This is a genomic window from Bacillus sp. RC240, from assembly GCF_044907945.1.
GTDB classification, from domain to species: domain Bacteria; phylum Bacillota; class Bacilli; order Bacillales; family Bacillaceae_G; genus Bacillus_A; species Bacillus_A mycoides.
Genome location: NZ_JBIYCT010000002.1, coordinates 151107 through 176091 on the forward strand (window position 1 = coordinate 151107; position 24985 = coordinate 176091).

A 24985-nucleotide genomic window follows, 5' to 3' on the forward strand; every position below is an offset into this window, starting at 1 on the left:
GACATTAAAGGACAAACTCTGTATACGTTTTCTTCTATATTCTAAAAAACAGGGTAAATTACCCTGTTTTTTTACAACCACAACCGCCTCCGGTACCACACCCACCGCCACAGCCACCCGCATCAAAAAACGGATTTCCTGTTGGAACTTTAACGGAAGAAGACACCTCAGAACCAATTGCTACACTAACTTCATCTAATAACTTTTGTAAAGCAGTTTCTGCTCTTTTAAAGGTTGCAACCTTATCATGCATATCTACAGAACGCTTTAATTCCCTCATTTTCGTCGAAACGAAAGTATAATCAGGATGATATTTACCAAAACGTTGCACTTCTTCGTATCGCTCTTTCATCGTTGTAAATTGCTGAATTAGCGTCTGGACTTCTATATCTTCTTGTAAATCCTTATAATACTTACGGTAATCTTCTGCTATATCTGAACAGATGATCGCTTTTGCAAGCTGCTCTGCCTTATCTAAAATCAATACGCTTTCCAGCGTCGCTACAATCATGAGAGACACCTCCGAGTATTCATCATAACACATTTGGAACAGAACTACTAATTGAAGTGTCTCACCTAAAAGAAAGATATAATTCTAACTACTTTTCATACAATCCCCTTGCACTCTTATACAATAATATGCTCCGCAATATTATATTTAAGAACATCCCATTTCCCGCTATTCTCTTTCACGTAGCTAATACATGCGTTTTTTAACGGCGTTTTAAATGTAATTTCATCTGGTGCAATTGCGTGTAAAATAGCTTTTATTGCATGTGAATGCGCAACAATGATAATACGTTTATCTCCATGTGCTGCTGCAACCTCTTGTAAAGCCGTAAAACAGCGCTCTACAATTTCTTCATCCTGCTCCATTCCTTCTATATTACCTTCTGCAATTAACTCTCTAACGGCCGCAACTGGTTTCCCAGAAGCTTCCCCAAAATTACGTTCCATAAATCGCTCATCTAATAAAATAGATGGTAATCCAATAGCCCCAGCAATTTCCTTAGCTGTTTCTTGCGCTCTAATTAACGGACTACTTATAATTATATCCCACGATTCCGCTTGCAGGGTAGCTGCACTTTGACTCGCTTGCTTCTTCCCAACTTCGTTAAGTGGAATATCTTCGCGCCCTTGAATAATCTCTTGAAAGTTCCAATCAGTTTGTCCATGTCGTACTAAACAAATTTCCGTCATGCTGCAACTCCTTTTTTAAATAATCCGATTCTATTGTAACAAAAGTTTTGCATAACGGACATAGTTTTTCCCTTCCAATTACGTCGTATTTTGCTGCTTCATATACTGGAACATATCAATCATAATTGAAGCAACGGCCAATTGATTTTGAAATTTTTCCACTTTATCTGGTATCGTTTTTTTGAAATGCTGCATGGCAGCTAACTCAAAAGCTTCTTTTTCTTCTGGGTTACGCGTCAATTTCCGATACCAGTATGGCTGTTCACGAATATAGCGAGCTAAATCCTCATCAGCTTTTATAAACTCCATAAGCTCTGCTCTCATCCTCTTTCCCCCTAATCCTTTTGAAAGAAAAAAGGATTATTTTCAGAAGTACTTTGTTCTTGCTGCGCACGGTTTCCTTGAAATTGTTGGATAACTTGTTGCACGCTACCAATCGCACTCGTTACATTTGCTAAATGATGTTGCATTTGTTCTACGTCTAGCTTTTTAAAGAAAGAAAGCATTTGCCCCATCACATCAGCAGTTTTTTCCTCTTCTGTTCGATTTTCTTTTTCTTCTTTATTTTCTTTTACCGAAGAAAAAGCAGGTGCTCCATCAGGTCTATACGCTATCCATATTTGATCTTCTTCACCAAGTAAGTACCATTCTTCATAAAATTGCTGCCAAGTTTTTTGACCACTTCTAACCTCATGAACCATTTTAGGGTGATGGTTTACAAACTCTTTAAACTGTTGAACCGATGGATGTAACGGCCCTTTTGTTGTTGGCATAATCCTCACCTCTTCATGTATATCTACTATATTGTAAGAAAAAAAAGGCACATGGTTCGCCTATTTTTAGACGATTCATGCACCTTTTTATCTTCCTATTTGTGGACAGTAAGACTCCCACCTTAAACTTCTACGAATACGCAGAAGTTAGGCGGGAGTCTTACTGCCCGTTAAAGCCCGATTGGTGAAGACTAATAATCAGTGAAGGATGCCCCCACTGATTAGAGTTTCATTTTATTTTCGGATAAAGTTTTGAGTATAAAATTTATCATATACCCCAACACCTAATCCAGTAAATTGTTCATTTAATAAATTCTTTCTATGACCCTCACTATTTAACCACCCCTGTACCGCCGCAATTCCATCACTATGTTGCGCCGCTATATTCTCACCAGCAAGTTGAAAAGCCACTTGCCCACTTTGCAAGCGATCTCCTAACGTACCAAAAGTAGGTGAATCGTGTGAAAAATAATTATTATCCTTCATATCTTTACTATGGCCTAATGCAACATCTGCAGTTTGTTGGTCAAATGTTAACAACGGTAATTGATGACGACTTCGAATAATATTTGTTAAATCGAGAATTTGTTGCATATTTCCATTTTCTACTTGCTTCATTTTTTCTGGTGTCAGCGGCTGTTCCGCTATTAATTCACCTGAATAAACAAGTTGATATGGTCTTTGTCGTAATAACGTTTCATCATCCATATAACGAAGACCAACAAGCTCATGTGTAAAGTGATCAAAGTATAATTGTGCCCATCCATCTTCTACAGGTACTAGCGGTTGTTCCATTACTTCCGTATCAGATAACTCAAATTGATAACTATTCTTTCCTCTTTTTAATGAAATCTCATGTGAAAGTGGATTCTTTTTATATACCTCTTCATACTTTTCATTTATATGATAGGGAGCCACCTTAACTTGCTCACCAGCAACATACGCCGTTACAACTTTACGTTCAGCAACTCCAAATTGAACATACTGAGCTAAATCTTGATTATACACCCACCATTCATATCCATAAGCAGAAGGCTCTATTCGAGATGGTTCGCCCCACTTCGCTAATAAATTCTCAGAGTCCCCACCAATCATATTTAAAACAGTGTCTGTGGATTCTTCATTTACTTGCTTCTTCTTTTTCACAATTTTATTTTCTTGCTTAGAGTGAGATGGAGTTAATATATATTGTGACACGAGTAACTTCCCGTATAAATCAACAGCTAAAATTAAAAATGTAATCATTACGATACGCAATAATTTCTTCAAACGATATACCTCCTGAACAAATCATAAAATCGAGATATACACAAATCCTTTTTTTTCCTTTTTTGTGTGTACCGTACTCTTTTCACTATATCATATTTTCACGAAAAAAGTCTGGATTATCCCTTTTCTCGCAATACGAATTGCACTTTCTTATTATTCGTACTATTATAAAAATAGTGTACTAACATTAAAATAAGGAGGTATTCTATGCAATTTACAAATACAAACTTTAATGATGCAGTCGTTGATCTAACTCTTTTAACTGAGATTATGGAAAACAATCATTTTGTACTTGCTGGACAATGGGATTACGAACGCGTTACATATGATTATAAATTTGAAATATTAAAGGATATTTATTATTTACGTGTACAAGGATTTGCTGTTGAAGGTGACATCGGCGGCAGACACGCTCAAGTAAAACTATTGCCACCCTTATTAGGAAAACATTATTATCCTCATGGCGTTGAATATGGAGATGATGAGATTTTCCCAACGAATGTACTTCAAAAAAGCGAACAACTCCTACAAAATATTGAAAAAGAGTTGAAAGAATTTCAAATTATTGAGTAAATAGAACAAGCGCATCATATCGATGCGCTTGTTCTATTTCTCTTACCTAAGAATGAATCGTCTTTTTGACTGGATACCCATAAATGGATCCATCTTTTACTTTAATCTCATCTTCCCAAGGAACCTTATATTTACCTTCAGCTAAATCTTTTACAAACGTATACGGGTTTTCTTTCACCCCACCAGGAGTCGCTACATATCCCCTTGAACCTAAATTATATATATTATTTTCGAGACCCCATCCTAATCTAGCCTGATCTGCTAGCTCTGGATATACTTCGGCAGTAACAATCTCCCAAGGGTTTCGGTGTCCCTGCACTAAAGTAGTCCCATCAAAATTACATACTTGTCCTTCACCAAAGTAATAAAATACACCATCATAACCCGCTAAGTTCACTGACAATGTATACATTAAATTTTGCCATGCATTTGAACGATTAGTTAACATCCATTGTTCACTAACTTGTGTGCTATATCCGGAAATACGAATCAAGACATTTGCACCTTTATAGGCCGCTTCACGGGCTACTTCAGGGAACATGCCATCATGACAAATACAAACAGCTAATTTACTTCCTCCAGGTCCATCACAAACAGGTAAGCCTAAATCTCCAGCTTTCCAAGGCTCGACTGGCACCCAAGGATTTAACTTACGATACTTCAAAATCATTTCACCCTGTGGATCAATAATAATTGCTGTATTATACGGTTCTCCACCATCAGGATTTCTTTCCATTATAGAAAAAACACCATATACTTCAGATTCTTTACATGCCTCAGCAAATAAGTCTGTTTCTGGTCCAGGAACTGTACATAAAAACTCTTCTGTAGTCCATTTTTTTGTATTGAGCCCCTGTGTACTATATTCGGGAAATACTATCAATTCTAATCCAGGATAACCTGATTTCGTTGAATGAATTGTTTTTATGATCTGTTTAATTTGTTTATCAATGTCTGCACGCGACTCTACTACCGGTACTGGATATTGAATTAACGCTGTTAAAAAACCACTAATCGGCTTTACCATGCTTCCACTACTACCCATCTAAATTCCCCCTTAAAATAGTTCATGTTTATTAAAGATAACAATATAAAGTGAAACTTTAATCAGTGGGGGTTTTGTCCATCCCCCACTGATTATTAGCCTACACCAATCGGGCTTTTACGGGCAGTTGATCTCCCGCCTAACTCCCTCGCAGTCGCCAAATTTCGAGGTGGGAGTCTTACTGCCCCTTAATGCGGGATAAATTTGTAATTCTCTAAAAAATTTGCACTACATATGGAATTATTACGCATTAAAGCTAGTAGTAAGTTTTATATCCACTTTAGTACATGCCTACACTAACTTAACATAAAAAGTTCGAAAATTCAATCTTTTACAATTAGCTAAAACCAAAGAAGAAAAAAGTGTATGGAATCCCATACACTTTTTTACTTAGTCTGTAAATACGGCGGCAATTGTTGCAACTGCTCTTTATCCTTTTCACGCTCTCTACGTGCCCATTTAAAGAACACATAACCGATAATCGTACCGTACACTATTTCCTGGACAATTTTCATAATGATACCGCCTGTTTGTTGGTCTTCTACTACCGGCATCCAATGTAAAAATTCTGGTCCAGTTATATTTAAATCTGATAAAGTCCCCGCCGGTACACAGAGCTCCATTGCCTTCATCCAAGCGGCCGGATCTGTATATGTTGCAAATAATGGTGCAGTCGCAAAAATTATTAACGCACAAGCTGGCGTTAATAAAATACCATTAGCAAACATATAACCAAGCTTCTTAATATCACTTAAAGTTTGATATTCTGGTAGCGGATTTAACATCGGCCACCACATCATCATTGCTGCAAAAAACAATATAGCAAGGCAAATAGGATGCGCTATTTGACTTTGTTTTACTGTATCAAAAACAACTGGCAAATGATAAAAGGAAAACAGACCGTTAAATACCAACAACGCAATAAGCGGCTTTCCAAAAACCTTTAGCACAATTTGAACGAACTTAAAAGAAGTAATATATTGATATAACCATACGGGTATACCAAGCAGTAATAACGGAGGCACCGCAATATACATTACTGCCATCTCAAGCATATGTGCACTAAATATAATATGACCAATTAAATCAATAGGTCCTCCCTTTACAAAATACAAAAGAACAATCCCGGTCGTAAAATAAAAAATTTGCTTCTTACTTACCTTCGTCGCATTTTCAAATCGCGTTCTATATGGTCCAATAACTAAAAAATAACTAATAAGAATCGAGATCATAAATAATAAAAAAATCGGACTCCATAAAGCTTGAAAACCAAATACCCATAAGTTTTCCATTTCCACACCTACCTTTTCAAAATCCTTATATTTCATATACAAAGAGGGCTATGATAAATCAGAGCCCCCTACTATCACTGTTTAAATCCACACAATTGTCATAAAGGCTAATATTGTTAATAAACCAATTAACAATCCAGAGTATAAGAAGAAACTCGCCGCTTCATGCCCTTTATGACTCATATGCATGAAATAATATAACTGAAATATAACTTGAATGACTGCTAACAATAATATAAATGGAACCGAAAAAATCGGGCTAAATGTTTTCGGATATGCCACCGCTGCAAATGCAACTAATGTTAAAAAAATCATTAGTGAAAATGTAACAACTTGGTGCTTCATTTCCTCTGCACTTTTTCTCTTCCGATAAACAAGATCCACCTTAGGATTATTCGTTTGCTTAACCGCCATTGTTTATCCCACCATTCCCATCAAATATACTACAGTGAAAATAAACACCCAAACTACGTCAATAAAGTGCCAATAAATTGATGCAACATAAAACTTTGGTGCGTTGTATAAATTCAAGCCTCTCTTCGCGTTTCTAAAGATTAATGTTAAAATCCAACATAATCCAAACAACACGTGGAGCCCGTGTGTACCAACAAGAGCATAAAATGCAGAACCAAACGCACTACTTCTCATAGTATGCTTAAATTCATGCGTATAATGATAAAACTCATATATTTCAAACCCCAAAAATCCTAAGCCAAGCAACACTGTTATAAGTAACCAAAGTTGCATTTTCTTAAAGTTAAAATTTTTCATATGATACATTGCGTATACACTCGTTAAACTACTTGTTAACAAAAGCATCGTCATAATGAAAACGAGTGGCATTTGAAACATCTCTTGAGATGTTGGTCCACCATTTGTAGAGTTCTTTAACGCTAAATATGTGCCAAATAAGGAAGCGAACAACACTGTTTCGCCTCCAAGAAATAACCAAAAACCAACAAACTTATTTTTCCCCTCAAGGGTTGCTTTTTCAGGCTCTGCTGGAAATGTTTCATTCGTTAATTTCTCATCTACATGCATTACGCCTTGCCCCCCTTATCATCTAAATCTTCCTTATGAATATGATATCCATGATCATCAATTACTGAACGAAGGAACATTGTACCAAACGTAATGATTAAACCGATAATCGCTACTAATAACCAAAATTTATCTTTGCCACCCTGCATATACATCGCACCAAAAGCAGCTATAAATAGACCTAGAGAAATAATAAACGGTGAAAATGAAGAATTTGGCATATGAATATCACCGACCGGTTCCGCTGCTGTCATCTCTTTATTACCCTCACGCTTTTCAATCCAAAACGGATCTAATCCACGAACAAATGGTAACTGTTTGAAATTATATTCCGGTGTAGGTGCTGGCATTGTCCACTCTAATGTACGTCCATCCCACGGATCACGACCAGCCTTCTCTTTTGATACCGTTGTTTTTATTACATTGAATAAAAGAACAATCGTTCCAAGAGCCATAAACACTGCTCCAATAGAACTAATCATATTCCCCATTTCCAATCCTTGCCCCTCTAGATATGTGTAGTAACGACGCGGCATACCGATTAGACCTAGGAAATGCTGAATAAAGAACGTTAAATGGAAACCGATAAAGAATAACCAAAATGTTATCTTTCCTAACGTTTCATTTAATACTTTATTAAACATAAGTGGCCAATAATAATGCGCACCTGCAAGTAAACCAAATACAACACCACCAACAATTACATAATGAAAATGTGCTACTACGAAATAATTATCATGAAACTGATAATCAGCTGGTGCAGAAGCAAGCATAACACCTGTAACTCCACCCATAACGAAGGATGGAATAAAAGCTACCGCCCACATCATTGGTGTTGTAAACCTAATACTTCCACCCCACATTGTAAAGAGCCAGTTAAATATTTTAATACCCGTTGGAACTGCAATCGCCATTGTTGCAACCGAGAAGATAGCATTTGCAACAGGCCCAAGACCAACAGTAAACATATGATGCGCCCATACCATAAATCCTAAAAACCCTATCAATACTGTCGCGAACACCATAGAGGAATAACCGAATAATCGTTTTTTCGAAAATGTGGCGAAGATTTCTGAGAATATTCCGAAAGCTGGGAGTATAAGAATGTATACTTCCGGATGACCGAAGATCCAGAATAAATGCTCCCATATAATCGTGTTCCCTCCTAGTGCTGGATTAAAGAAACTTGTGCCAAATAAACGATCTAACATTAAAAGTCCTAATCCTACAGTTAATGGTGGAAATGCAAATAAAATAAGTGAAGATGTTACAAATGTTGTCCATGTAAACATCGGCATGCGCATGTACGTCATCCCTGGCGCGCGCATATTAATAATTGTAACAAGGAAGTTAATACCTCCAATTAATGTACCAATACCTGATATTTGCAAGCCGAGTACATAAAAATCAACACCATGTCCTTTAGAGGCTAAAGCTAAAGATGCATACGATGTCCACCCTGCATCAGGCGCTCCTCCTAAAAACCAACTTAAATTTAAAAATAATCCACCAAAGAAAAATAACCAAAATCCGAGCGAATTCAAAAACGGGAACGCCACATCACGTGCTCCAATTTGAAGTGGTACAGCGGCGTTCATAAATGCAAACACGAGTGGCATAGCTGCGAGGAAAATCATTGTTGTACCGTGCATCGTTAATACTTGATTATAAGCATCCCCAACAAGAAAAGCATTGTTAGGAATCGCTAACTGCAGGCGAATAAATAGTGCTTCTATTCCACCTATTACAAAAAACAATCCACCTGCAATTAAATAGAGAATGGCAATCTTTTTATGGTCTACTGTCGTTAAATAATCCCATATGACAGCACCCATCCCCTGTTTTTTTGCTACAGAACTCACGTTTTCAACCTCCCCTTCGCAAATGATCCCTCTTTATTTTTCAATCTTTAACGTTTGTAAATATGCATTTAATGCATTAATTTGATCATCCGTTAAGTTGCCATATTTACCAGTCATTTTATTACCTGGTTTCATATTTTCAGGATCTTTGAGCCATTTTTTTAAGTTCTCTTCATTATTTTCGGCAATACCAGCAACCATATCGCGATCTGCGAAGTTTGCTAAGTTCGGTGCGATACGAGCAGAAGGTGGTCTACTATCATTTGATCCAACTGCATGACAACCAATACAGCTTTTATTAAATATTTCTTGACCCTCTTGCGCCTTTGTAGAAGCTACTTCTTTTTTTCCATCAATCTTCTTCATGTCAGCAAGCCACTTTTTGTACTCGCTTTCATCCAGAGCTTTCACTTTGAACTGCATTAAAGAATGTGATGGGCCACAAAATTCTGTACAAAAACCATTATAAGTGCCCGATTTATCTGCCTTTAACCACATTTTGTTTACATTATCTGTATTTGTATCCATTTTCCCAGCTAAAGATGGAACCCAAAACGAATGTTTAATATCGGCACCCTTCAAATTCAAATACACTTTCTTACCTGTGGGGATAACTAAATCTTGAGAAGTTACTATTTTTTCTGATTTATAAGAAAATTCCCACCAATAAAGATTCGCTGTTACATCAACAACGATAGTATCTTTATCAATATTCTTTTTCTCCATCGCACTTACATCAGCAAGCTTGAATGTATATGTAACAGTCGGAACAGCCAAGATTAACAAAAGAATAATCGGAATGACTGTCCATATAATTTCTAGTTTGTGATTTCCTTCAACTTGCTCTGGAATATAATCTTCCTCACCCTTTTTTTGTCGGAAACGCACAATTACATATAAGAAAATAATAGTAACTACAAGTACTACTCCTACCATGATTGCACTCGCTAGTAAGAGCAAATCATATTGCATTTTTGCTACTTCCCCTTGCGGAATTAAAGTAGACTGAAAAGCTTTACCGCATCCCCCTAACAGTAAAGCCAGCAGTGAAACGAACGAAAGCAGTCGCCACTGTTTCTTCATACAAACAACCCCCACTTTCTTTGTGAATTAGATTGTACTTTATAGTTAAGTAAAGTAAATCTCAACGTAAAGAAATCCAATCATGTCGTTGTCTTAGAAGAATGTAACTACAATCATTGACACAAATAAGATTGTTAAGTAATTCAAGGAATAAACAAACATTTTTACGGACCATTTGATGTCATCTTGCTTACGGAAGCCATAAAGCCCTAATGCGATCCATCCGATGTTAAGCAATGTTGCAATTACCATGAATGTTATTCCAAGCCCACTCATATAAAATGGTAGTGGTAATAAACATACTGTCCAAATCATAATCTGACGTTTCGTAATATCAAATCCCTGTACAACAGGAAGCATTGGGATTCCTGCATTTCGATATTCATCAACACGCTTCATCGCTAATGCGAGGAAATGTGGGATTTGCCAAATAAACATAATTAAAAATAACATCCAAGCAATTGGATGATTTAAAGACGGATCAATTGCCGCCCATCCAATTAAAGGTGGAACTGCTCCTGATATACTACCTACAACAGTATTTAACGTATATTTTCTCTTCGTCCATAACGTATATAAAACAACATATGTGAAGGCACCAATAAATGAGATTAACACTGCCATCGGTGTAGTAAGTAATAAAAATGCAAAGCCAAGAAGTAAAATTACAAGTCCAAATGCAAGTGCAAAGCCAGGTTTATATTTACCTGTTACCGTTGGACGGTTTTTTGTTCTTTCCATTAATGGATCGATATCTCGGTCAATGTAGTTATTTAAACAACATACCCCTGCCATAATTAATGCAGAACCAACGATTGTGAAAAATAACTTATCTAGATTGTCCATAACACTCAATCCATTAAAATGTAAAGCCAACCAAAATCCTGTAAATACAGTAAGTGTATTTGAGTTTACAATCCCCATTTTAACGAGCGCTGATAAATCTTGTAACCGAGTTGTTTCCGGTACAATTGAAACAGCTGACTCATCATGCAGCTCACTTGTTGCATGGTTCATCACTTTAACCCCCTCTTAAACCTATCATCTTTCTAAGCATATATTTCATGTGAAATATTCCGCTTCTATATAGCAATATTATTACAGTAGAAATATTGTTAACCCATTCTACTACTAATCTACGCCCATACTCCAATATATTAAATCACATTTCCCGAACATTTTGTGAAGAAAACATGAACTTTTTGTGTCGAACATTAAAAAACTTTATTCTAATTTATCCTTATCATAACATGATGTTATCTTCTATAATAAACTATTTTGTCATATTTAGCATGTATTCTCCCCATTTCTTTTCAAAATAGCCCGAATTCCTCCTAAAATATGTATTTTAAATCCCATTTTTTCCTTTATAATACGTACGTTGTCCTCGCCCTCCATTTCTTTGCTATTTTATTATTTTTTATATATCATAGGACTGTAGCACGTTTTATTCTATACATAATGGAATGAAAATATTTCGCAATAACTTCATAGCAGAAAGATGGTGAAAGAGATTGCAACGCTTTATTAAATGGTTAGCAGTCATTACAAGTCTCGATTTATTAGTAGTTTTACTAGGAGGCGCTTTAGTTACAAAAACGGGTTCAGGCCAAGGATGCGGCAAATCATGGCCTCTTTGTAACGGTGAATTTGTTCCATCTAATTTATCAATGGAGACTATTATTGAGCTAAGTCACCGCTTAACATCTGGATCAGCAGGAATCCTTGTTACTCTTCTTTGTATCTTGTCCTGGAAATATTATAAACATGTGCGCGAAACAAAGACGTTAGCAATTTTATCCTTCGTATTTTTAGTTGCACAAGCATTAATGGGGGCGGCGGCGGTTGTTTGGGGTCAAATGCCTGCTGTATTAGCTATTCATTTCGGTATTTCCTTAATTTCATTTGCTTCTGTCATCTTGTTAACGTGTCTTATTTTTGAAATTGATCAGAAATTTGATGCACGTTCACTTATTATGGACAAAAAAATGAAATTTCATATTTATGGTGTAACAATTTACAGTTATATCGTTGTCTACACAGGAGCTTTAGTACGTCACGAACGAGCTACCTTAGCCTGTCCAGACTTCCCTTTATGTAGCAAAAATAGACCTATGCCAACTCAACTACATGAGTGGGTTCAAATGGGGCATAGAGTTGCAGCGATGTTAATTTTCGCTTGGATACTATATGCGATGATTATCGCTATTCGCCATTACAAGCAGCAGCGTGTAGTATACTGGGGATGGATTATTTCATTTATCCTTGTTACACTTCAAGCTATAGTAGGGATTTTAGTCGTATTTACAAATGCTAGTTTAGCAATGGCATTATTACATTCGCTCTTCATTTCTTGCCTGTTTGCTGTACTATGCTATTTAGTTATGATAGGTACAAGAAGTACAGTCAATGCAAAAGAAACTGAATCAACTTCTAAGCAAACAAAATAAAGTAAAACTTTAATACCTTGCCAATTCGGCAAGGTATTATTTACACACAAAAAAGAGCTGCTTTCGCACAGCTCTTTTTCTTTATTTTAATGATCTAATTCAATGAGTAAATCTCCCGTTTGAATTGCATCCCCATCATTTACATATACTTTTTTCACTTTACCACTAAATGGCGCTTGAACCGTCGTTTCCATTTTCATAGCTTCTGTAATTGCCATGGAATCACCTTTTTTCACTTCATCGCCTTCTTTTACAACTACTTTAATAACAGTTCCCGGCATCGTTGCGCTAATATGATTTGGATTTTCACGATTCCCCTTCACACGCTGTGCAACAGTTGATTTCACGCTTTCATCTTTCACTACGATTTCACGCGGTTGTCCATTAAACTCCAGGTAAAGCACACGATTTCCATCTGGCTGTGGCTCCCCAATGGAAACTAGTTTAACCATCAATGTTTTACCTTGCTCGATTTCCACATCAATTTCTTCACCAAGTCTCATACCATAGAAGAATGTCGGTGTATCAAGCACAGATACATTTCCATAAATCCCAGCAACTTTTTCGTAGTCCATAAATACTTTTGGATACAATGCATATGCGACTACATCAAAAATTGTTACTTCGCGTCCAAGTTTGTGGAATAACTCTTCTTTTAAAGCATCGAAATCTACTGGTTCTAATAATTCACCCGGTCTTACTGTTAATGGCTCTTTCCCTTTTAAAATAATTTTTTGTAATTCTTTCGGGAAACCACCATATGGTTGTCCTAAATCTCCAGAGAACATTTCAACAACAGATCCTGGGAAGTCCATAGCATGTCCACGTTCTAAAATATCTTGTTCTGTTAGGTGATTTTGAACCATAAATAATGCCATATCACCGACAACTTTAGATGATGGTGTTACTTTTACAATATCGCCAAACATATCATTAACACGGCGATACATCACTTTAACTTCATCAAAGCGATCTCCTAAGCCAACTGCTTTTGCTTGTTGTTGAAGATTACTATACTGTCCACCCGGCATTTCATGCATATATACCTCTGTGTGAGGAGCATTCATACCACTTTCAAATGGAGCATAGTATTTACGTACATCTTCCCAATAATGAGATAGTTTTTCTAATGAGTCTATATTAACATCTGGCTGTCTTTCGTTTCCACCCAACGCATAGTATAGTGTATTCGCACTTGGTTGTGACGTTTGACCAGCCATTGAACTCACCGCTACATCGACAATATCAACACCTGCTTCAATTGCCTTTGTATACGTTAAAATACCATTTCCGCTCGTATCGTGTGTGTGCAGGTGAATTGGAATCGACACCGTCTCTTTTAATGCTGAAACTAAATCATATGCTGCGTTTGGCTTTAGTAAGCCCGCCATATCTTTAATTCCTAAAATGTGAGCTCCTGATGCTTCCAACTCTTTTGCTAAGTTTTTATAATAATTTAAATCGTATTTACTACGTAACGGGTCATGAATATCTCCTGTGTAACACATTGTCGCTTCTGCAATTTTACCAGTATCTCGTACAGCATCAATTGCAACTCTCATGCCTTCTACCCAGTTTAAGCTATCAAAAATACGGAACACATCAATTCCAGCTTGAGCAGAACATTCCACAAATTTTTGAATTAAATTATCTGGATAGTTTTTGTAACCTACTGCGTTTGAAGAGCGAAGTAACATTTGGAATAAAACGTTTGGCATTTTTTCACGAAGATCTAGTAATCGTTCCCATGGATCTTCTTTCAAGAAACGATATGCAACATCAAACGTTGCACCGCCCCACATTTCCGCTGAGAATAAGTTTGGTAACATTCTCGCTGTCGGCTCTGCAATGTGATGTAAATCTTTTGTACGAACACGAGTTGCAAGTAATGACTGATGTGCATCACGGAATGTTGTATCAGTTAAAAGTACACGCTTTTGATCTTGTACCCACTTTACTAATCCATCCGCTCCACGCTCATCCAAAATTTGTTTCGTTCCATTTTGCATTGGCTCTGAGTGTATCACATTTGGTATACGAGCATCTGGGAAAATTGGTTTCTCTTTTTTCCCTACTCCTGGGAAGCCATTTACTGTTACTGTACCAATATAATTTAACATTTTTGTTCCGCGGTCTTTACGTTTCGGGAACAAGAATAGTTCAGGTGACGCGTCAATAAATGAAGTATCATACTCTCCCGATAAGAAGTTTCTATGTTTTACTACATTCTCTAAGAATGGAATATTTGTTTTAATACCACGAATACGGAATTCTTTTAAGTTACGTTCCATTTTTGCAGCGGCTTGTTCAAAAGTAAGTGCCCAAGTAGTAACTTTTACAAGTAAAGAATCGTAGTACGGTGTAATAACTGCACCTTGGAAACTATTACCTGTATCAAGACGAACACCAAAACCACCGCCTGATCGGTACGCCATAATTTTCCCTGTATCCGGCATGAAATTATTTAGTGGGTCTTCAGTCGTTACACGAGATTGGATTGCAAATCCATGCACAACCACTTCCTCTTGCTTAGGAACACCTACCATTTTGCTATGTAATGCATGTCCATCAGCTATTAAAATTTGCGATTGAACGATATCCACTCCTGTAATCATCTCTGTAATCGTATGTTCAACTTGAACACGTGGGTTTACTTCAATGAAGTAAAACTCATCACCTTTTACAAGGAATTCTACCGTTCCAGCATTTAAATAATTTACATTTTTCGTTAACTTTACTGCAGCATCACAAATACGCTGACGCAAATCATCTGAAAGCGACACGCTCGGTGCAATTTCAACTACTTTTTGATGGCGTCGTTGTACAGAGCAATCACGCTCATACAAATGAACAACATTACCTTCTTCATCTGCTAAAATTTGTACTTCTATATGTTTAGGTTTTTCAACGAATTTTTCAACGTACACTTCATCATTACCAAAGGCTGCTTTTGCTTCTGATTTCGCGCGATTATACGATTCTCTTAATTCTTCACTAGCACGTACAATACGCATACCGCGACCGCCGCCACCAAGGGATGCTTTAATAATAATCGGGTAATCATACTTTTCAGCAAACTCTTCAACCTCTTCTATTGAATTTACTGGACCATCACTACCAGGAATAATTGGAATTTGTGCTAGCTGCGCTTGTGTTCTTGCTTTAACTTTATCTCCAAACATGTCTAAATGCTTACTTTTTGGACCGATAAAGATAATCTCTTCTTCTTCACAACGTTTTGCAAATTGAATATTTTCTGACAAGAAACCATATCCAGGGTGGATTGCATCTACATGATTACTTTTCGCAATCTCAATAATGCCTTCAATATCTAGATAAGCATCAATTGGCTTTTTCCCTTCCCCAACTAAATAGGACTCATCGGCTTTATAGCGATGATAAGAACCGCTATCCTCTTTAGAATAGATCGCAACTGTGTTTAGTCCAAGTTCTGAACATGCTCGGAACACACGAATTGCTATCTCTCCACGGTTAGCTACCAATACTTTTTGAATACGTTGCAGCTTTGTCATGATTTTCCCCCTCTATTTTCCTACCACTCTAGAGATAAAATACATACACACTCTACAGAGCGTGAAGTTCTTCACTTTCTACATTATATTATACTTAGAAAGCTTCACTTTATTTTTATCCATCATACCTTATTTTTCAACAAATGATAAGTTTTCTGTTCAATTTGTTTCACAAAAATAGTATAGCATACCTCTTCCTTTTCTAACAACAATATTGTATATCACATTCACTTAAATGTAATATACTTTTTGTTTCAAGAGAATTAATGTTGTATCACATTTAAAACCTAAAAAAATAAAAAACACATTGAACTCTAGAGCTCAATGCGTTTTTTATTTTACAACAACAAGATGCGGTCCACCTTGTTCTATTTCATTAGTCAATTCGTTTTGTTGTTTCTCTTGTCGTTTTACATAACTAGCAATATTTAACAGTATACCCATTGCAAGTAAATTAGCCAATAAAGAACTACCACCATAACTTACAAACGGTAATGGTACCCCTGTAAGCGGTATTAACCCAGACATACCACCAACATTTATAAAAGTTTGAACTCCAAACAAACTTGCAATTCCAATTGCTATTAAACTTCCAAACGGATCTTTGCACTTTTGTGCAATCCTAAATGCTCGAACAATAATAAGTAACAAACAGATTAAAATGACAGCTACACCTATAAAACCAAGCTCCTCAGATATAATTGCCATAATAAAATCTGTTTGCGGTTCTGGTAAGTATCCATATTTTTGCACACTGTTCCCTAACCCTCGACCATTTAGCCCTCCTGAAGCAATTCCAATAAAAGAATTTATTAATTGGAACCCATCATTTTGAGGATCGTTAAATGGATCAAGAAAAACTGAAAACCGTGCCTTTTGATATGGATTTAATGCATAATTACCGAGAATATATAGTGCCGGAACCCATACTATAGAAGTTAAAACAATTCGTTTAATCCATAAATTAATCCGCACTCCCGAACAAAGAAACATAATTCCTACTGTTCCTGCAATTAACAAATCGGTACCTAAATCATTTTGCTTTAAAATTAAAACCATGATTAAACCAACACCAAAAAGTACCGGTCCCGATCCTTTCAAAACAGGCGTATTCGTTTCTTGCCTTTTCGCAAAAAAATGAGCCAATACGAGGATAACAGTTATCTTCACAAATTCTGCAGGCTGTATTCCAAATATCCATCCATTTGCGCCGTTTACTGTCTTAGTGAAAAATGCAGCTGCCGCTAATAATGCAATGCTAATACCATAACTCCCCAATAAAAAAATTCGTTTCCTCCACACTTTATATGGGATAGTAGCGATAATTATTAATATGATTGTCCCAGCAGCCAAAGTCATTAATTGTCTTTTAAAAAAGAAATTTGCTGGTTTATCAAACCTCGAAATCGCAACAATGGAACTAGAACTATATACCATTATAACTCCCAGCACACATAAGATAACAAGAGGAAGTAATAAGGAATAATCCATCGATTTCCATACTTTTTTCATTTCATTTCCTCTTTCTGTTTCAATTTAATTATTGTTGTATTCCATATGTATATAGGTTCTTCCTTCTTTATTATACAAATAAAAAGCCCAAACTATTTCAGTTTGAGCCCCCTTATTTGAACCCGTTATTGTTGTTTGTTTGTAAATGCTTCATGAAGTGCAGACAACTCACGTTCGAGCTCTCCTAACATTGCTTTCCCTTGTTCTTCTCCAATAAGACCAAGGCGAACCGCAAAATCGACCTCGCGGGATAGTCCAAACATTTGTGTGTCTAAAACTTCTTCATATAATGGACATTGCGGCATTGTAAGATTGTCCATTTGTACCTTAATAAGTCTTAAAATCTTCTCTGCATCCGCTTGTAGAAGGGCTAGTGCCTTTTCCTGATGATTTGATACTGTCTCAGACGCCAAATTGATTCCCTCCGTTTCCGTCCTACTCTCTCATATCTATTAATATTAGCGATAGTTTTAATAAATTGCAATAGAAACATTTTTTGTGACAACAGTGCCTAATACTATTATACTGAAAAGTGGGAGTATAACACAAATGGGGGAACAACAATGAGCGAAATTTTATTTATTAATGGAAAAGTTCGTTTTCCAATCACTATCGATCCAACTGTATGGATTTTCGATGATCGAAAAATAGATTTGACAACTTACTTTGATGAAACTAGAGAAGACTCATCCGAATTAGAAACATACTTAAAACATACTTCAGAGCATTGGGATCGCGAAATCCGTGATGGTGCTGCCTTCCCGCCAATACAACAAAGTGTAAAGAAATATAAAAAAGAACAGCTTATTAACGGGACATTTGGCATACCACTTCATCCATTTCTAAAAAATGCTGAAATTTTAGAAGATGCTACTCATGTCGAAATTGAAACCACAGACAATACAATTACACTTCCGTTAGAAACAGCCCATAAAGCTATTCTCGGTTTTTCAAAAGAAGGTAAACCATTACGAGAAGACGGGCCTGTTCATCTATATTTCCATGATGGATCTAATAGACAAAATCCGATTCGTAACATCCGTAAATTTACAATCATTTAAATTGTATAATTAAAAGGCAAAAAAGGAGTGAGCTTAAGCTCACTCCTTTTTATAATAAATCCGCTGCTAGTTGTGCTAAATTAGAACGCTCTCCTTTAACAAACTTTACATGACCACTAATACGTTGTTCTTTAAACTTCTCTACGACATATGTTAAACCGTTATTATATTCATCTAAATACGGATGATCAATTTGCTGAGGATCCCCCATTAATACAATCTTACTTTTTTCGCCTACCCTTGTTAATATCGTCTTCACTTCATGCTTCGTTAAATTTTGTGCCTCGTCAATTATAATGAACTGGTCTGGAATACTTCTCCCGCGTATATAGGTAAGCGCTTCTACTTCAATCGAACCCATCCCAGCTAAAATAGCATCTAGCTCCCCAGGCTTTTTCGTGTTGAATAAATACTCTAGATTATCAAAAATCGGCTGCATCCACGGTCTTAATTTTTCCTCTTTCTCTCCTGGTAAATAACCTATATCTTTTCCTACCGGTACAATTGGTCTCGCTACAAGTAGTTTTTTATATAAACCTAAATCTTCCGTTTGCATTAGTCCCGAAGCTAATGCAAGTAACGTTTTTCCTGTACCTGCTTTTCCTGTTAACGTTACAAGTGGAATATCTTCCCGAAGTAGCAATTCTAATCCCATAATTTGCTGCACGTTTCGTGGGCGTATCCCCCACACTTGTTCATTGTGAAAAATAAGTTTTTTTACCTTCTTACCTAAATGATCCACAATCCCAAGTGCAGAACTAGAACCCCCTAGTGCATCTTTCATTACAACAAACTGATTTGGATAAAAAGGATGATTTGCGATTTCAGATAAAGGTAGTTCACCTTTTTCATAAAAATAATCTAACTGTTCTTTTGATATATACCCTTCTAAAAATCCTGAATATATATTTTCCACTTCGATTACTCGGTCACTTAAATAATCTTCGGCCTGTAATCCGATTGCATCAGCTTTTACCCTTACGAGTACATCTTTACTTACTAAAATAACTGATTTCCCGTCCTCTTTTTCTTGTTCTTCTAAAGAGAGGTTTTTCGCTACCGCTAAAATTCGATTATCATTTGTTTTTTCTACAAAAATATCTTGCAGTTGAACAAATGAGCGATGATTTAATTCAATACGAAATGTACCGCCGTTTTCTAACGGAATACTTTCATGCAGCTTTCCTATTTCGCGAAATTTGTCGATTAACTTAGATACATAGCGAGCATTTCGTCCTACTTCATCCATATAACGTTTTTTCGAATCAACCTCTTCTAATACAACTGCTGGAATCACTACTTCATTTGTTGCAAATGAAAAAATAGATAAAGGATCCTGCAAAAGTACATTCGTATCTAACACATAAATTTTATCCAACCTGTTACCCCCTGACTCCACTTTTAAATTTGTAGAACAAGGGTTTCATCCATAAAATATGGACGAACCATTGTTATAATTATATGTACCGTAAAAACGAGGTAGAATCGAAATTCATAGAAATTAAACCTTTTCTTTATTTTTTATTCATTTCTATTCAATATATTACTTTTTATTATAATTTTTCACATTAAATCACAATACTCACTTGTAAAAGTTTATGAACGATGTTCCTATTCATCTTCTTTATAATTCTTTCATTCCTACTAATACTTGGTTATCAAGCTTTTTAGCAGCTCGAAGATCATATGTTTTTTCATATGTTGGTTCAGTAGCAAGTTTCGCACCATAAAACATAACATCACGAACTTCTTGTACATTCACTTCTACTACCGTTAATTTTAGAGGAATCCCTTCCATTCTATCTGTTAAAATTTCACTTTCACCACTTATGGAAAATACGGATTCATTCGCCATTATAGTCAATACAACCCCTGCACTATGCCGTATATTCCCCACAATACGTGAGCGTTGATCTACCGCAAATCGAATACTAGTTTCACTCACTGCATATACCCAAGAAATAGCACTTACGTTAGGAATTTGTTTTTCGAAATCTGTTGTTGCTATCATAACGATACACTCTTTACGCAAAGATTGTACTAAATCACCTGTCAATGTAGGCTCAACTACATTCGCCATATTTCCACCTCCAAATATTATTTATATATCCTTATCATAACCTATTTTTCGAATTGCGAAAATATTATTTTTTCCCGCTATTATTCAAAAACATTATACTTCCATGATATACTTATACTGATAGAATTCGTATTGAGGTGACGAAATGAGAGTCAAATGTATGATTTGTGATAAAAAAGATATGTTAGATGACGAAAATCCTATGGCAAAAAAACTGCGTAATCGCCCTATTCATACATATATGTGCATGGAATGTACGGAACGAATTGCAGAGCGTACTACGGAACGCCATGCGAGTGGTAATTTCCGATTATATCGTGATAAAAAAGTAGAAGACGATTGGTAAACCGGAAATAAGTCCTTAATCATATAGATAAGGACTTATTTGTATTTTTCTGGTTCACGATTCATCTGATCCAAAAAACAATCAATGGCTTCTACCGGAAATCTTGCACACCTTATTTCTCCATCAATTTCATATGTAATCAAATACATTTCCTCGTTCTTTTCAACTTCTACATTTCGTAATTTATGCTCTTCATATATCATATTTTGAAATAATACATACGTTTCTTGTGCAGCTCTATCATCTGGACGTGCTTCCGCAACCGTTTTAATTGTTAACCAATTATATAATGCATCTTGTACTGAGCGCATGAAAGCCCCTCCTTTTTTCACCCTGTTTTTTGTTGTTTAGCTTGACGTAAACGCAGTCTATAAATTCCAAGTACAATTGCCGCTACAACGAGCCCCTCTCCAACGGGTAAAAAAACTGCAAAAAAAGTTAATACCGTGCATCCAATTGCTAAAGAAATATATATCACTATATTTTTTAGTACCGATAGCTTCCTTGCAAATCCTAAATTATATACAAGTGCACTTAATAAAATTATTGTTCCATAAAGCAACCACATCCCTAACTCTGGATTTTCATCAACTTTACAAAGTTTCGCGAAAAATGACATTCTTTCTAACACTATCTTTCACCCCTTCTCATGAAACAAATTCTCTTTATGTACTTAATACAAGAGTAACTCGCAAAAAAAATACTGTCCACAAAAAAGAGTAAATATTCTAAAAAAATAAACAAAAAACAAAAAAACAGCTACCTTTATAAAAGGTAGCTGTTCTATTATTTTATGCTTCAACAGATTTCTTTTTCTTAGCAGCTCTTTCGCGCTCACTCTTATCAAGAATCTTTTTACGTAGACGAATTGATTCTGGAGTTACTTCACAGAACTCATCATCGTTTAAGTACTCTAATGACTCTTCTAAAGTCATTAAGCGTGGTTTTTTCATTGATGAAGTTTGATCTTTCGTCGCAGAACGAATGTTAGTTTGTTGTTTCATTTTTACAACGTTAACTGTTAAATCATTCTCACGTGTATGTTCTCCAACGATCATACCAGCATATACTTCTGTACCTGGTTCAACGAAGATTACACCGCGATCTTCAACTTGCATAATACCATATTGTGATGCTTTTCCTGTGTCAAGTGAAACTAGAACACCTTGGCGACGTCCACCCACTTGTCCAGCATGTACTGGTTGGTAGCAATCAAATGTATGGTTTAAAATACCGTAACCACGAGTTAATGTTAGGAATTCTGTTGTGTAACCAATTAAACCACGTGCCGGAACCATGAAAGTAAGGCGAACTTGACCATTTCCGTTATTCACCATATCTAACATTTCACCTTTACGTGCGCCCATTGATTCCATAATAGAACCAGTGTATTCTTCAGGCACATCGATTTGTACGCGCTCTACAGGCTCGCTTCTTACGCCATCAACATCTTTAATAATTACTTCTGGCTTAGATACTTGTAGTTCATAACCTTCACGACGCATGTTTTCAATTAAGATAGATAAATGTAACTCTCCGCGTCCAGATACGATCCATGCATCAGGAGAATCTGTATTATCTACACGTAAACTTACATCTGTCTCTAATTGTGAACGAAGACGCTCTTCAATTTTACGAGAAGTAATGAATTTACCTTCACGACCTGCAAACGGGCTATTATTTACAAGGAATGTCATTTGTAGTGTTGGCTCATCAATACGTAATAATGGTAAAGCCTCTTCATGCTCAACCGGACATACCGTTTCACCTACGTTAATGTCTTCCATACCTGAAACAGCTACTAAATCTCCAGCTTTTGCTTCTTCAATTTCTTGACGTTTTAATCCAATGTAACCAAATAATTTAGTTACACGGAATTGTTTTACACTTCCGTCAACTTTCATTAATGCAACTTGTTGTCCTACTTTCATTGTACCACGGAATATGCGTCCAACCCCGATACGACCAACATAGTCATTGTAATCAAGAAGTGCTACTTGGAATTGAAGTGGCTCTTCGCTGTTATCAATTGGTGCTGGAATATGTTCAATAATTGTGTCAAACAATGATTTCATATTCTCTTCTTGATTTGCTGGATTTGAATCTAAGCTTGCTGTTCCGTTCATTGCTGATGCAAATACAACTGGGAACTCTAATTGATCTTCGTTTGCACCAAGTTCGATGAATAAGTCGACTACTTCATCAACTACTTCATCAGGGCGAGCGAAGTCACGGTCAATTTTGTTTACAACAACGATTGGAGTTAAGTTTTGCTCAAGAGCTTTCTTTAAAACAAATCGTGTTTGTGGCATACAGCCTTCATATGCATCAACAACAAGTAGAACACCATCAACCATTTTCATGATACGTTCTACTTCTCCACCAAAGTCAGCGTGACCAGGTGTATCTAAAATGTTAATTCTTTTATCTTCATAGTGAATCGCAGTATTCTTCGCTAAAATTGTAATACCACGTTCTCTTTCTAGATCATTTGAGTCCATTGCGCGTTCTTCAATATGTTCATTCGCACGGAACGTCCCCGCTTGACGTAATAACTGGTCAACAAGTGTTGTTTTACCATGGTCAACGTGGGCAATAATTGCTATATTTCGTAAATCTTGTCGTTTTTTCAACATGTCCAACTCCTAATGTCTTTTTAATCCTTCTCTATTATAAGAGCGAAGGGGATACAATGGCAATCAAAATAAAATCAAGAATGAAAATATAGTTGTATTCTTACTTTTGTGAAAGTAAAATAAGATTGGAGGGTGAAGAAATGGAACACATTCAATATCGCTTTTTATTAACAGCAATTATCGGTGTTATCTTCTTAATTGGTATCGGAATTATGGTTGCTGAAAATAGTCCCATCGGCATTATTATTTGCATTATCGGCACATTTGTTACAGTTGGATACGGTTTTGTAACAAAAAGAAAAATGCGTAAATCGCAATAACATTAAAAAGTAAGAAGCTTCTTTATGCCTCTTACTTTTTTTCATTATTGCGATACAAATGGTAATAATTCTTCGTATACTCCTGGTTTTGCAACTAACACACTGCTTTTCTCTACAATAGAAAGAGGCGTTCCCAAGAACGTTGTCACTTTACCGCCAACTTCTTCTACAATAATCTGTCCCCCGCCAAAGTCCCATGGTGATAAGCGCGGTGTCACATATGCATCTAATCTTCCGGTTGCAACATATACCATTTCTAACGCTGCACAACCATATGACCTCGTACCTCTCGCCTTCTTAACGAGCATCATCATTTTTTCCATATTAAGCAATGGATTATCAGTAAGCCATATCGCATTCAAAGCTATAACTCCATGCTCTACCGTTCCTTTTTCCAACATGGGAATAGCTAAATCATTGCAAAAAGCCCCTTCTCCCTTTACCGCATGATATAGTTCGTCATGAACTGGATCATAAATAAGACCAATCTTTCCGATACCGTTCTCATAAATCCCGATTGAGATTGCGAAATTTCTTTTTTGATGAACAAAGTTCATCGTGCCGTCAATTGGATCAATTAACCAAACAACCCCATTAGAAGAGGTAATCTCATCTCCGTAGCCTTCTTCTCCTAAAATATTATGATGTGGGAATGTTTCTTTAATTTTCCCAATTAAAAACTGCTCCGTTTCTCGATCCATATTTGTTACTAGATCAGCTGCATTTGACTTTGTTTCTATAATAAGTGTTTTTTTCAGTGACGCCATTAAATGTTCTCCAGCTTCTCGAATCCACTGTTTCGCGTGTGTATCGATGTCTTTCCATACTTCTTGCATGTTTAAACACTCCGATCTATACTGTTCACAGAAAAAACGAACCCTTTATAAGGTTCGCACCAACTAATTATTT

26 protein-coding genes are annotated in these 24985 nt (G+C 36.3%); 5 read left to right on the forward strand and 21 right to left on the reverse strand.

Annotation, left to right across the window (positions count from 1 at the left end; all coding sequences use genetic code 11):
- Window positions 1-58: 58 nt before the first annotated feature.
- The 5 genes from ABH955_RS08630 to ABH955_RS08650 form a co-directional block, all read right to left on the reverse strand.
- Complete coding sequence (locus ABH955_RS08630; protein WP_002066910.1) at window positions 59-511, reverse strand: YlbF/YmcA family competence regulator; 453 nt, start codon at window positions 509-511, stop codon at window positions 59-61.
- Window positions 512-627: 116 nt separating this feature from the next.
- A complete protein-coding gene (locus ABH955_RS08635; protein ID WP_002066909.1) occupies window positions 628-1200 on the reverse strand; it encodes a histidine phosphatase family protein in 573 nt (190 codons plus the stop codon).
- Between the two features lie 78 nt (window positions 1201-1278).
- A complete protein-coding gene (locus ABH955_RS08640) occupies window positions 1279-1524 on the reverse strand; it encodes a YlbE-like family protein (protein ID WP_002014770.1) in 246 nt (81 codons plus the stop codon).
- 11 nt (window positions 1525-1535) lie between these two features.
- The gene (ylbD, locus tag ABH955_RS08645) at window positions 1536-1973 is read right to left on the reverse strand and encodes a YlbD family protein (protein ID WP_002138106.1); all 438 of its coding nucleotides are present in this window, start codon (window positions 1971-1973) and stop codon (window positions 1536-1538) included.
- Between the two features lie 234 nt (window positions 1974-2207).
- Window positions 2208-3242: a CAP domain-containing protein gene (locus tag ABH955_RS08650; protein WP_033707146.1), complete on the reverse strand. Its 1035-nt coding sequence runs from the start codon at window positions 3240-3242 to the stop codon at window positions 2208-2210.
- A gap of 207 nt (window positions 3243-3449) precedes the next feature.
- On the opposite strand from ABH955_RS08650, the gene ABH955_RS08655 reads away from it, so the two are divergent.
- A complete protein-coding gene (locus ABH955_RS08655) occupies window positions 3450-3815 on the forward strand; it encodes a YugN family protein (protein WP_002066906.1) in 366 nt (121 codons plus the stop codon).
- 46 nt (window positions 3816-3861) lie between these two features.
- Here the strand turns inward: ABH955_RS08655 and ABH955_RS08660 are convergent, their stop codons facing one another.
- From ABH955_RS08660 to cyoE, 7 genes are all read right to left on the reverse strand, one after another.
- Entirely contained in the window at window positions 3862-4860 is a 999-nt protein-coding gene (locus ABH955_RS08660) for a formamidase (RefSeq protein ID WP_000535796.1), read from the reverse strand.
- 386 nt (window positions 4861-5246) lie between these two features.
- Window positions 5247-6152 (reverse strand): cytochrome c oxidase assembly factor CtaG, encoded by a 906-nt coding sequence (ctaG, locus tag ABH955_RS08665; RefSeq protein ID WP_002146015.1) that lies wholly within the window; start codon window positions 6150-6152, stop codon window positions 5247-5249.
- Window positions 6153-6233: 81 nt separating this feature from the next.
- On the reverse strand, window positions 6234-6566 hold the full coding sequence (ctaF, locus tag ABH955_RS08670; RefSeq protein WP_002014776.1) for a cytochrome c oxidase subunit IVB: 333 nt from the start codon (window positions 6564-6566) through the stop codon (window positions 6234-6236).
- Between the two features lie 3 nt (window positions 6567-6569).
- Entirely contained in the window at window positions 6570-7193 is a 624-nt protein-coding gene (gene ctaE / locus ABH955_RS08675) for a cytochrome c oxidase subunit III (RefSeq protein ID WP_002121963.1), read from the reverse strand.
- Window positions 7193-9028, reverse strand: a complete 1836-nt coding sequence (ctaD, locus tag ABH955_RS08680; protein ID WP_181777920.1) for a cytochrome c oxidase subunit I — start codon at window positions 9026-9028, stop codon at window positions 7193-7195. Before ctaD ends, ctaE begins: the two co-directional genes overlap by 1 nt.
- 60 nt (window positions 9029-9088) lie before the next feature.
- Window positions 9089-10138 (reverse strand): cytochrome c oxidase subunit II, encoded by a 1050-nt coding sequence (gene coxB, locus ABH955_RS08685; protein ID WP_002088304.1) that lies wholly within the window; start codon window positions 10136-10138, stop codon window positions 9089-9091.
- A 93-nt stretch (window positions 10139-10231) separates the two neighbouring features.
- Window positions 10232-11155, reverse strand: coding sequence for a heme o synthase (cyoE, locus tag ABH955_RS08690; RefSeq protein WP_002066903.1), 924 nt, complete (start codon window positions 11153-11155; stop codon window positions 10232-10234).
- Window positions 11156-11652: 497 nt separating this feature from the next.
- Between cyoE and ctaA the strand changes: the two genes are divergently transcribed.
- On the forward strand, window positions 11653-12588 hold the full coding sequence (gene ctaA, locus ABH955_RS08695; protein ID WP_002014781.1) for a heme A synthase: 936 nt from the start codon (window positions 11653-11655) through the stop codon (window positions 12586-12588).
- Between the two features lie 86 nt (window positions 12589-12674).
- Here the strand turns inward: ctaA and pyc are convergent, their stop codons facing one another.
- The 3 genes from pyc to ABH955_RS08710 all read right to left on the reverse strand — a co-directional run bounded on the left by pyc (window position 12675) and on the right by ABH955_RS08710 (window position 18046).
- Window positions 12675-16121 carry a pyruvate carboxylase gene (gene pyc / locus ABH955_RS08700; RefSeq protein WP_113937188.1) on the reverse strand — a complete coding sequence of 1149 codons (3447 nt, stop codon included), beginning with the start codon at window positions 16119-16121 and terminating at the stop codon, window positions 12675-12677.
- Between the two features lie 333 nt (window positions 16122-16454).
- On the reverse strand, window positions 16455-17633 hold the full coding sequence (locus ABH955_RS08705) for an FtsW/RodA/SpoVE family cell cycle protein (protein ID WP_113937187.1): 1179 nt from the start codon (window positions 17631-17633) through the stop codon (window positions 16455-16457).
- A 125-nt stretch (window positions 17634-17758) separates the two neighbouring features.
- On the reverse strand, window positions 17759-18046 hold the full coding sequence (locus tag ABH955_RS08710) for an Fpa/YlaN family protein (protein WP_002088314.1): 288 nt from the start codon (window positions 18044-18046) through the stop codon (window positions 17759-17761).
- Window positions 18047-18196: 150 nt separating this feature from the next.
- On the opposite strand from ABH955_RS08710, the gene ABH955_RS08715 reads away from it, so the two are divergent.
- Window positions 18197-18694 (forward strand): molybdopterin-binding protein, encoded by a 498-nt coding sequence (locus ABH955_RS08715; RefSeq protein WP_002088315.1) that lies wholly within the window; start codon window positions 18197-18199, stop codon window positions 18692-18694.
- A 49-nt stretch (window positions 18695-18743) separates the two neighbouring features.
- Here the strand turns inward: ABH955_RS08715 and ABH955_RS08720 are convergent, their stop codons facing one another.
- Window positions 18744-20072: a PhoH family protein gene (locus tag ABH955_RS08720; RefSeq protein ID WP_002088317.1), complete on the reverse strand. Its 1329-nt coding sequence runs from the start codon at window positions 20070-20072 to the stop codon at window positions 18744-18746.
- 246 nt (window positions 20073-20318) lie between these two features.
- Window positions 20319-20774, reverse strand: coding sequence for a PNPOx family protein (locus ABH955_RS08725; RefSeq protein WP_002014791.1), 456 nt, complete (start codon window positions 20772-20774; stop codon window positions 20319-20321).
- Window positions 20775-20919: 145 nt separating this feature from the next.
- Between ABH955_RS08725 and ABH955_RS08730 the strand changes: the two genes are divergently transcribed.
- Window positions 20920-21120: a YlaI family protein gene (locus ABH955_RS08730; protein WP_002088318.1), complete on the forward strand. Its 201-nt coding sequence runs from the start codon at window positions 20920-20922 to the stop codon at window positions 21118-21120.
- Between the two features lie 35 nt (window positions 21121-21155).
- Here ABH955_RS08730 and ABH955_RS08735 read toward each other — a convergent pair whose 3' ends face one another.
- The 3 genes from ABH955_RS08735 to typA form a co-directional block, all read right to left on the reverse strand.
- Window positions 21156-21431 carry a hypothetical protein gene (locus ABH955_RS08735; protein ID WP_002014793.1) on the reverse strand — a complete coding sequence of 92 codons (276 nt, stop codon included), beginning with the start codon at window positions 21429-21431 and terminating at the stop codon, window positions 21156-21158.
- 17 nt (window positions 21432-21448) lie between these two features.
- On the reverse strand, window positions 21449-21751 hold the full coding sequence (locus ABH955_RS08740; RefSeq protein ID WP_002014795.1) for a YlaH-like family protein: 303 nt from the start codon (window positions 21749-21751) through the stop codon (window positions 21449-21451).
- 160 nt (window positions 21752-21911) lie between these two features.
- Window positions 21912-23756 carry a translational GTPase TypA gene (gene typA, locus ABH955_RS08745; protein ID WP_002066916.1) on the reverse strand — a complete coding sequence of 615 codons (1845 nt, stop codon included), beginning with the start codon at window positions 23754-23756 and terminating at the stop codon, window positions 21912-21914.
- A gap of 140 nt (window positions 23757-23896) precedes the next feature.
- On the opposite strand from typA, the gene ABH955_RS08750 reads away from it, so the two are divergent.
- Window positions 23897-24076: a DUF5325 family protein gene (locus ABH955_RS08750; protein ID WP_000400129.1), complete on the forward strand. Its 180-nt coding sequence runs from the start codon at window positions 23897-23899 to the stop codon at window positions 24074-24076.
- Between the two features lie 44 nt (window positions 24077-24120).
- Here ABH955_RS08750 and ABH955_RS08755 read toward each other — a convergent pair whose 3' ends face one another.
- Complete coding sequence (locus tag ABH955_RS08755) at window positions 24121-24912, reverse strand: inositol monophosphatase family protein (RefSeq protein ID WP_002138115.1); 792 nt, start codon at window positions 24910-24912, stop codon at window positions 24121-24123.
- Between the last annotated feature and the right edge of the window lie 73 nt (window positions 24913-24985).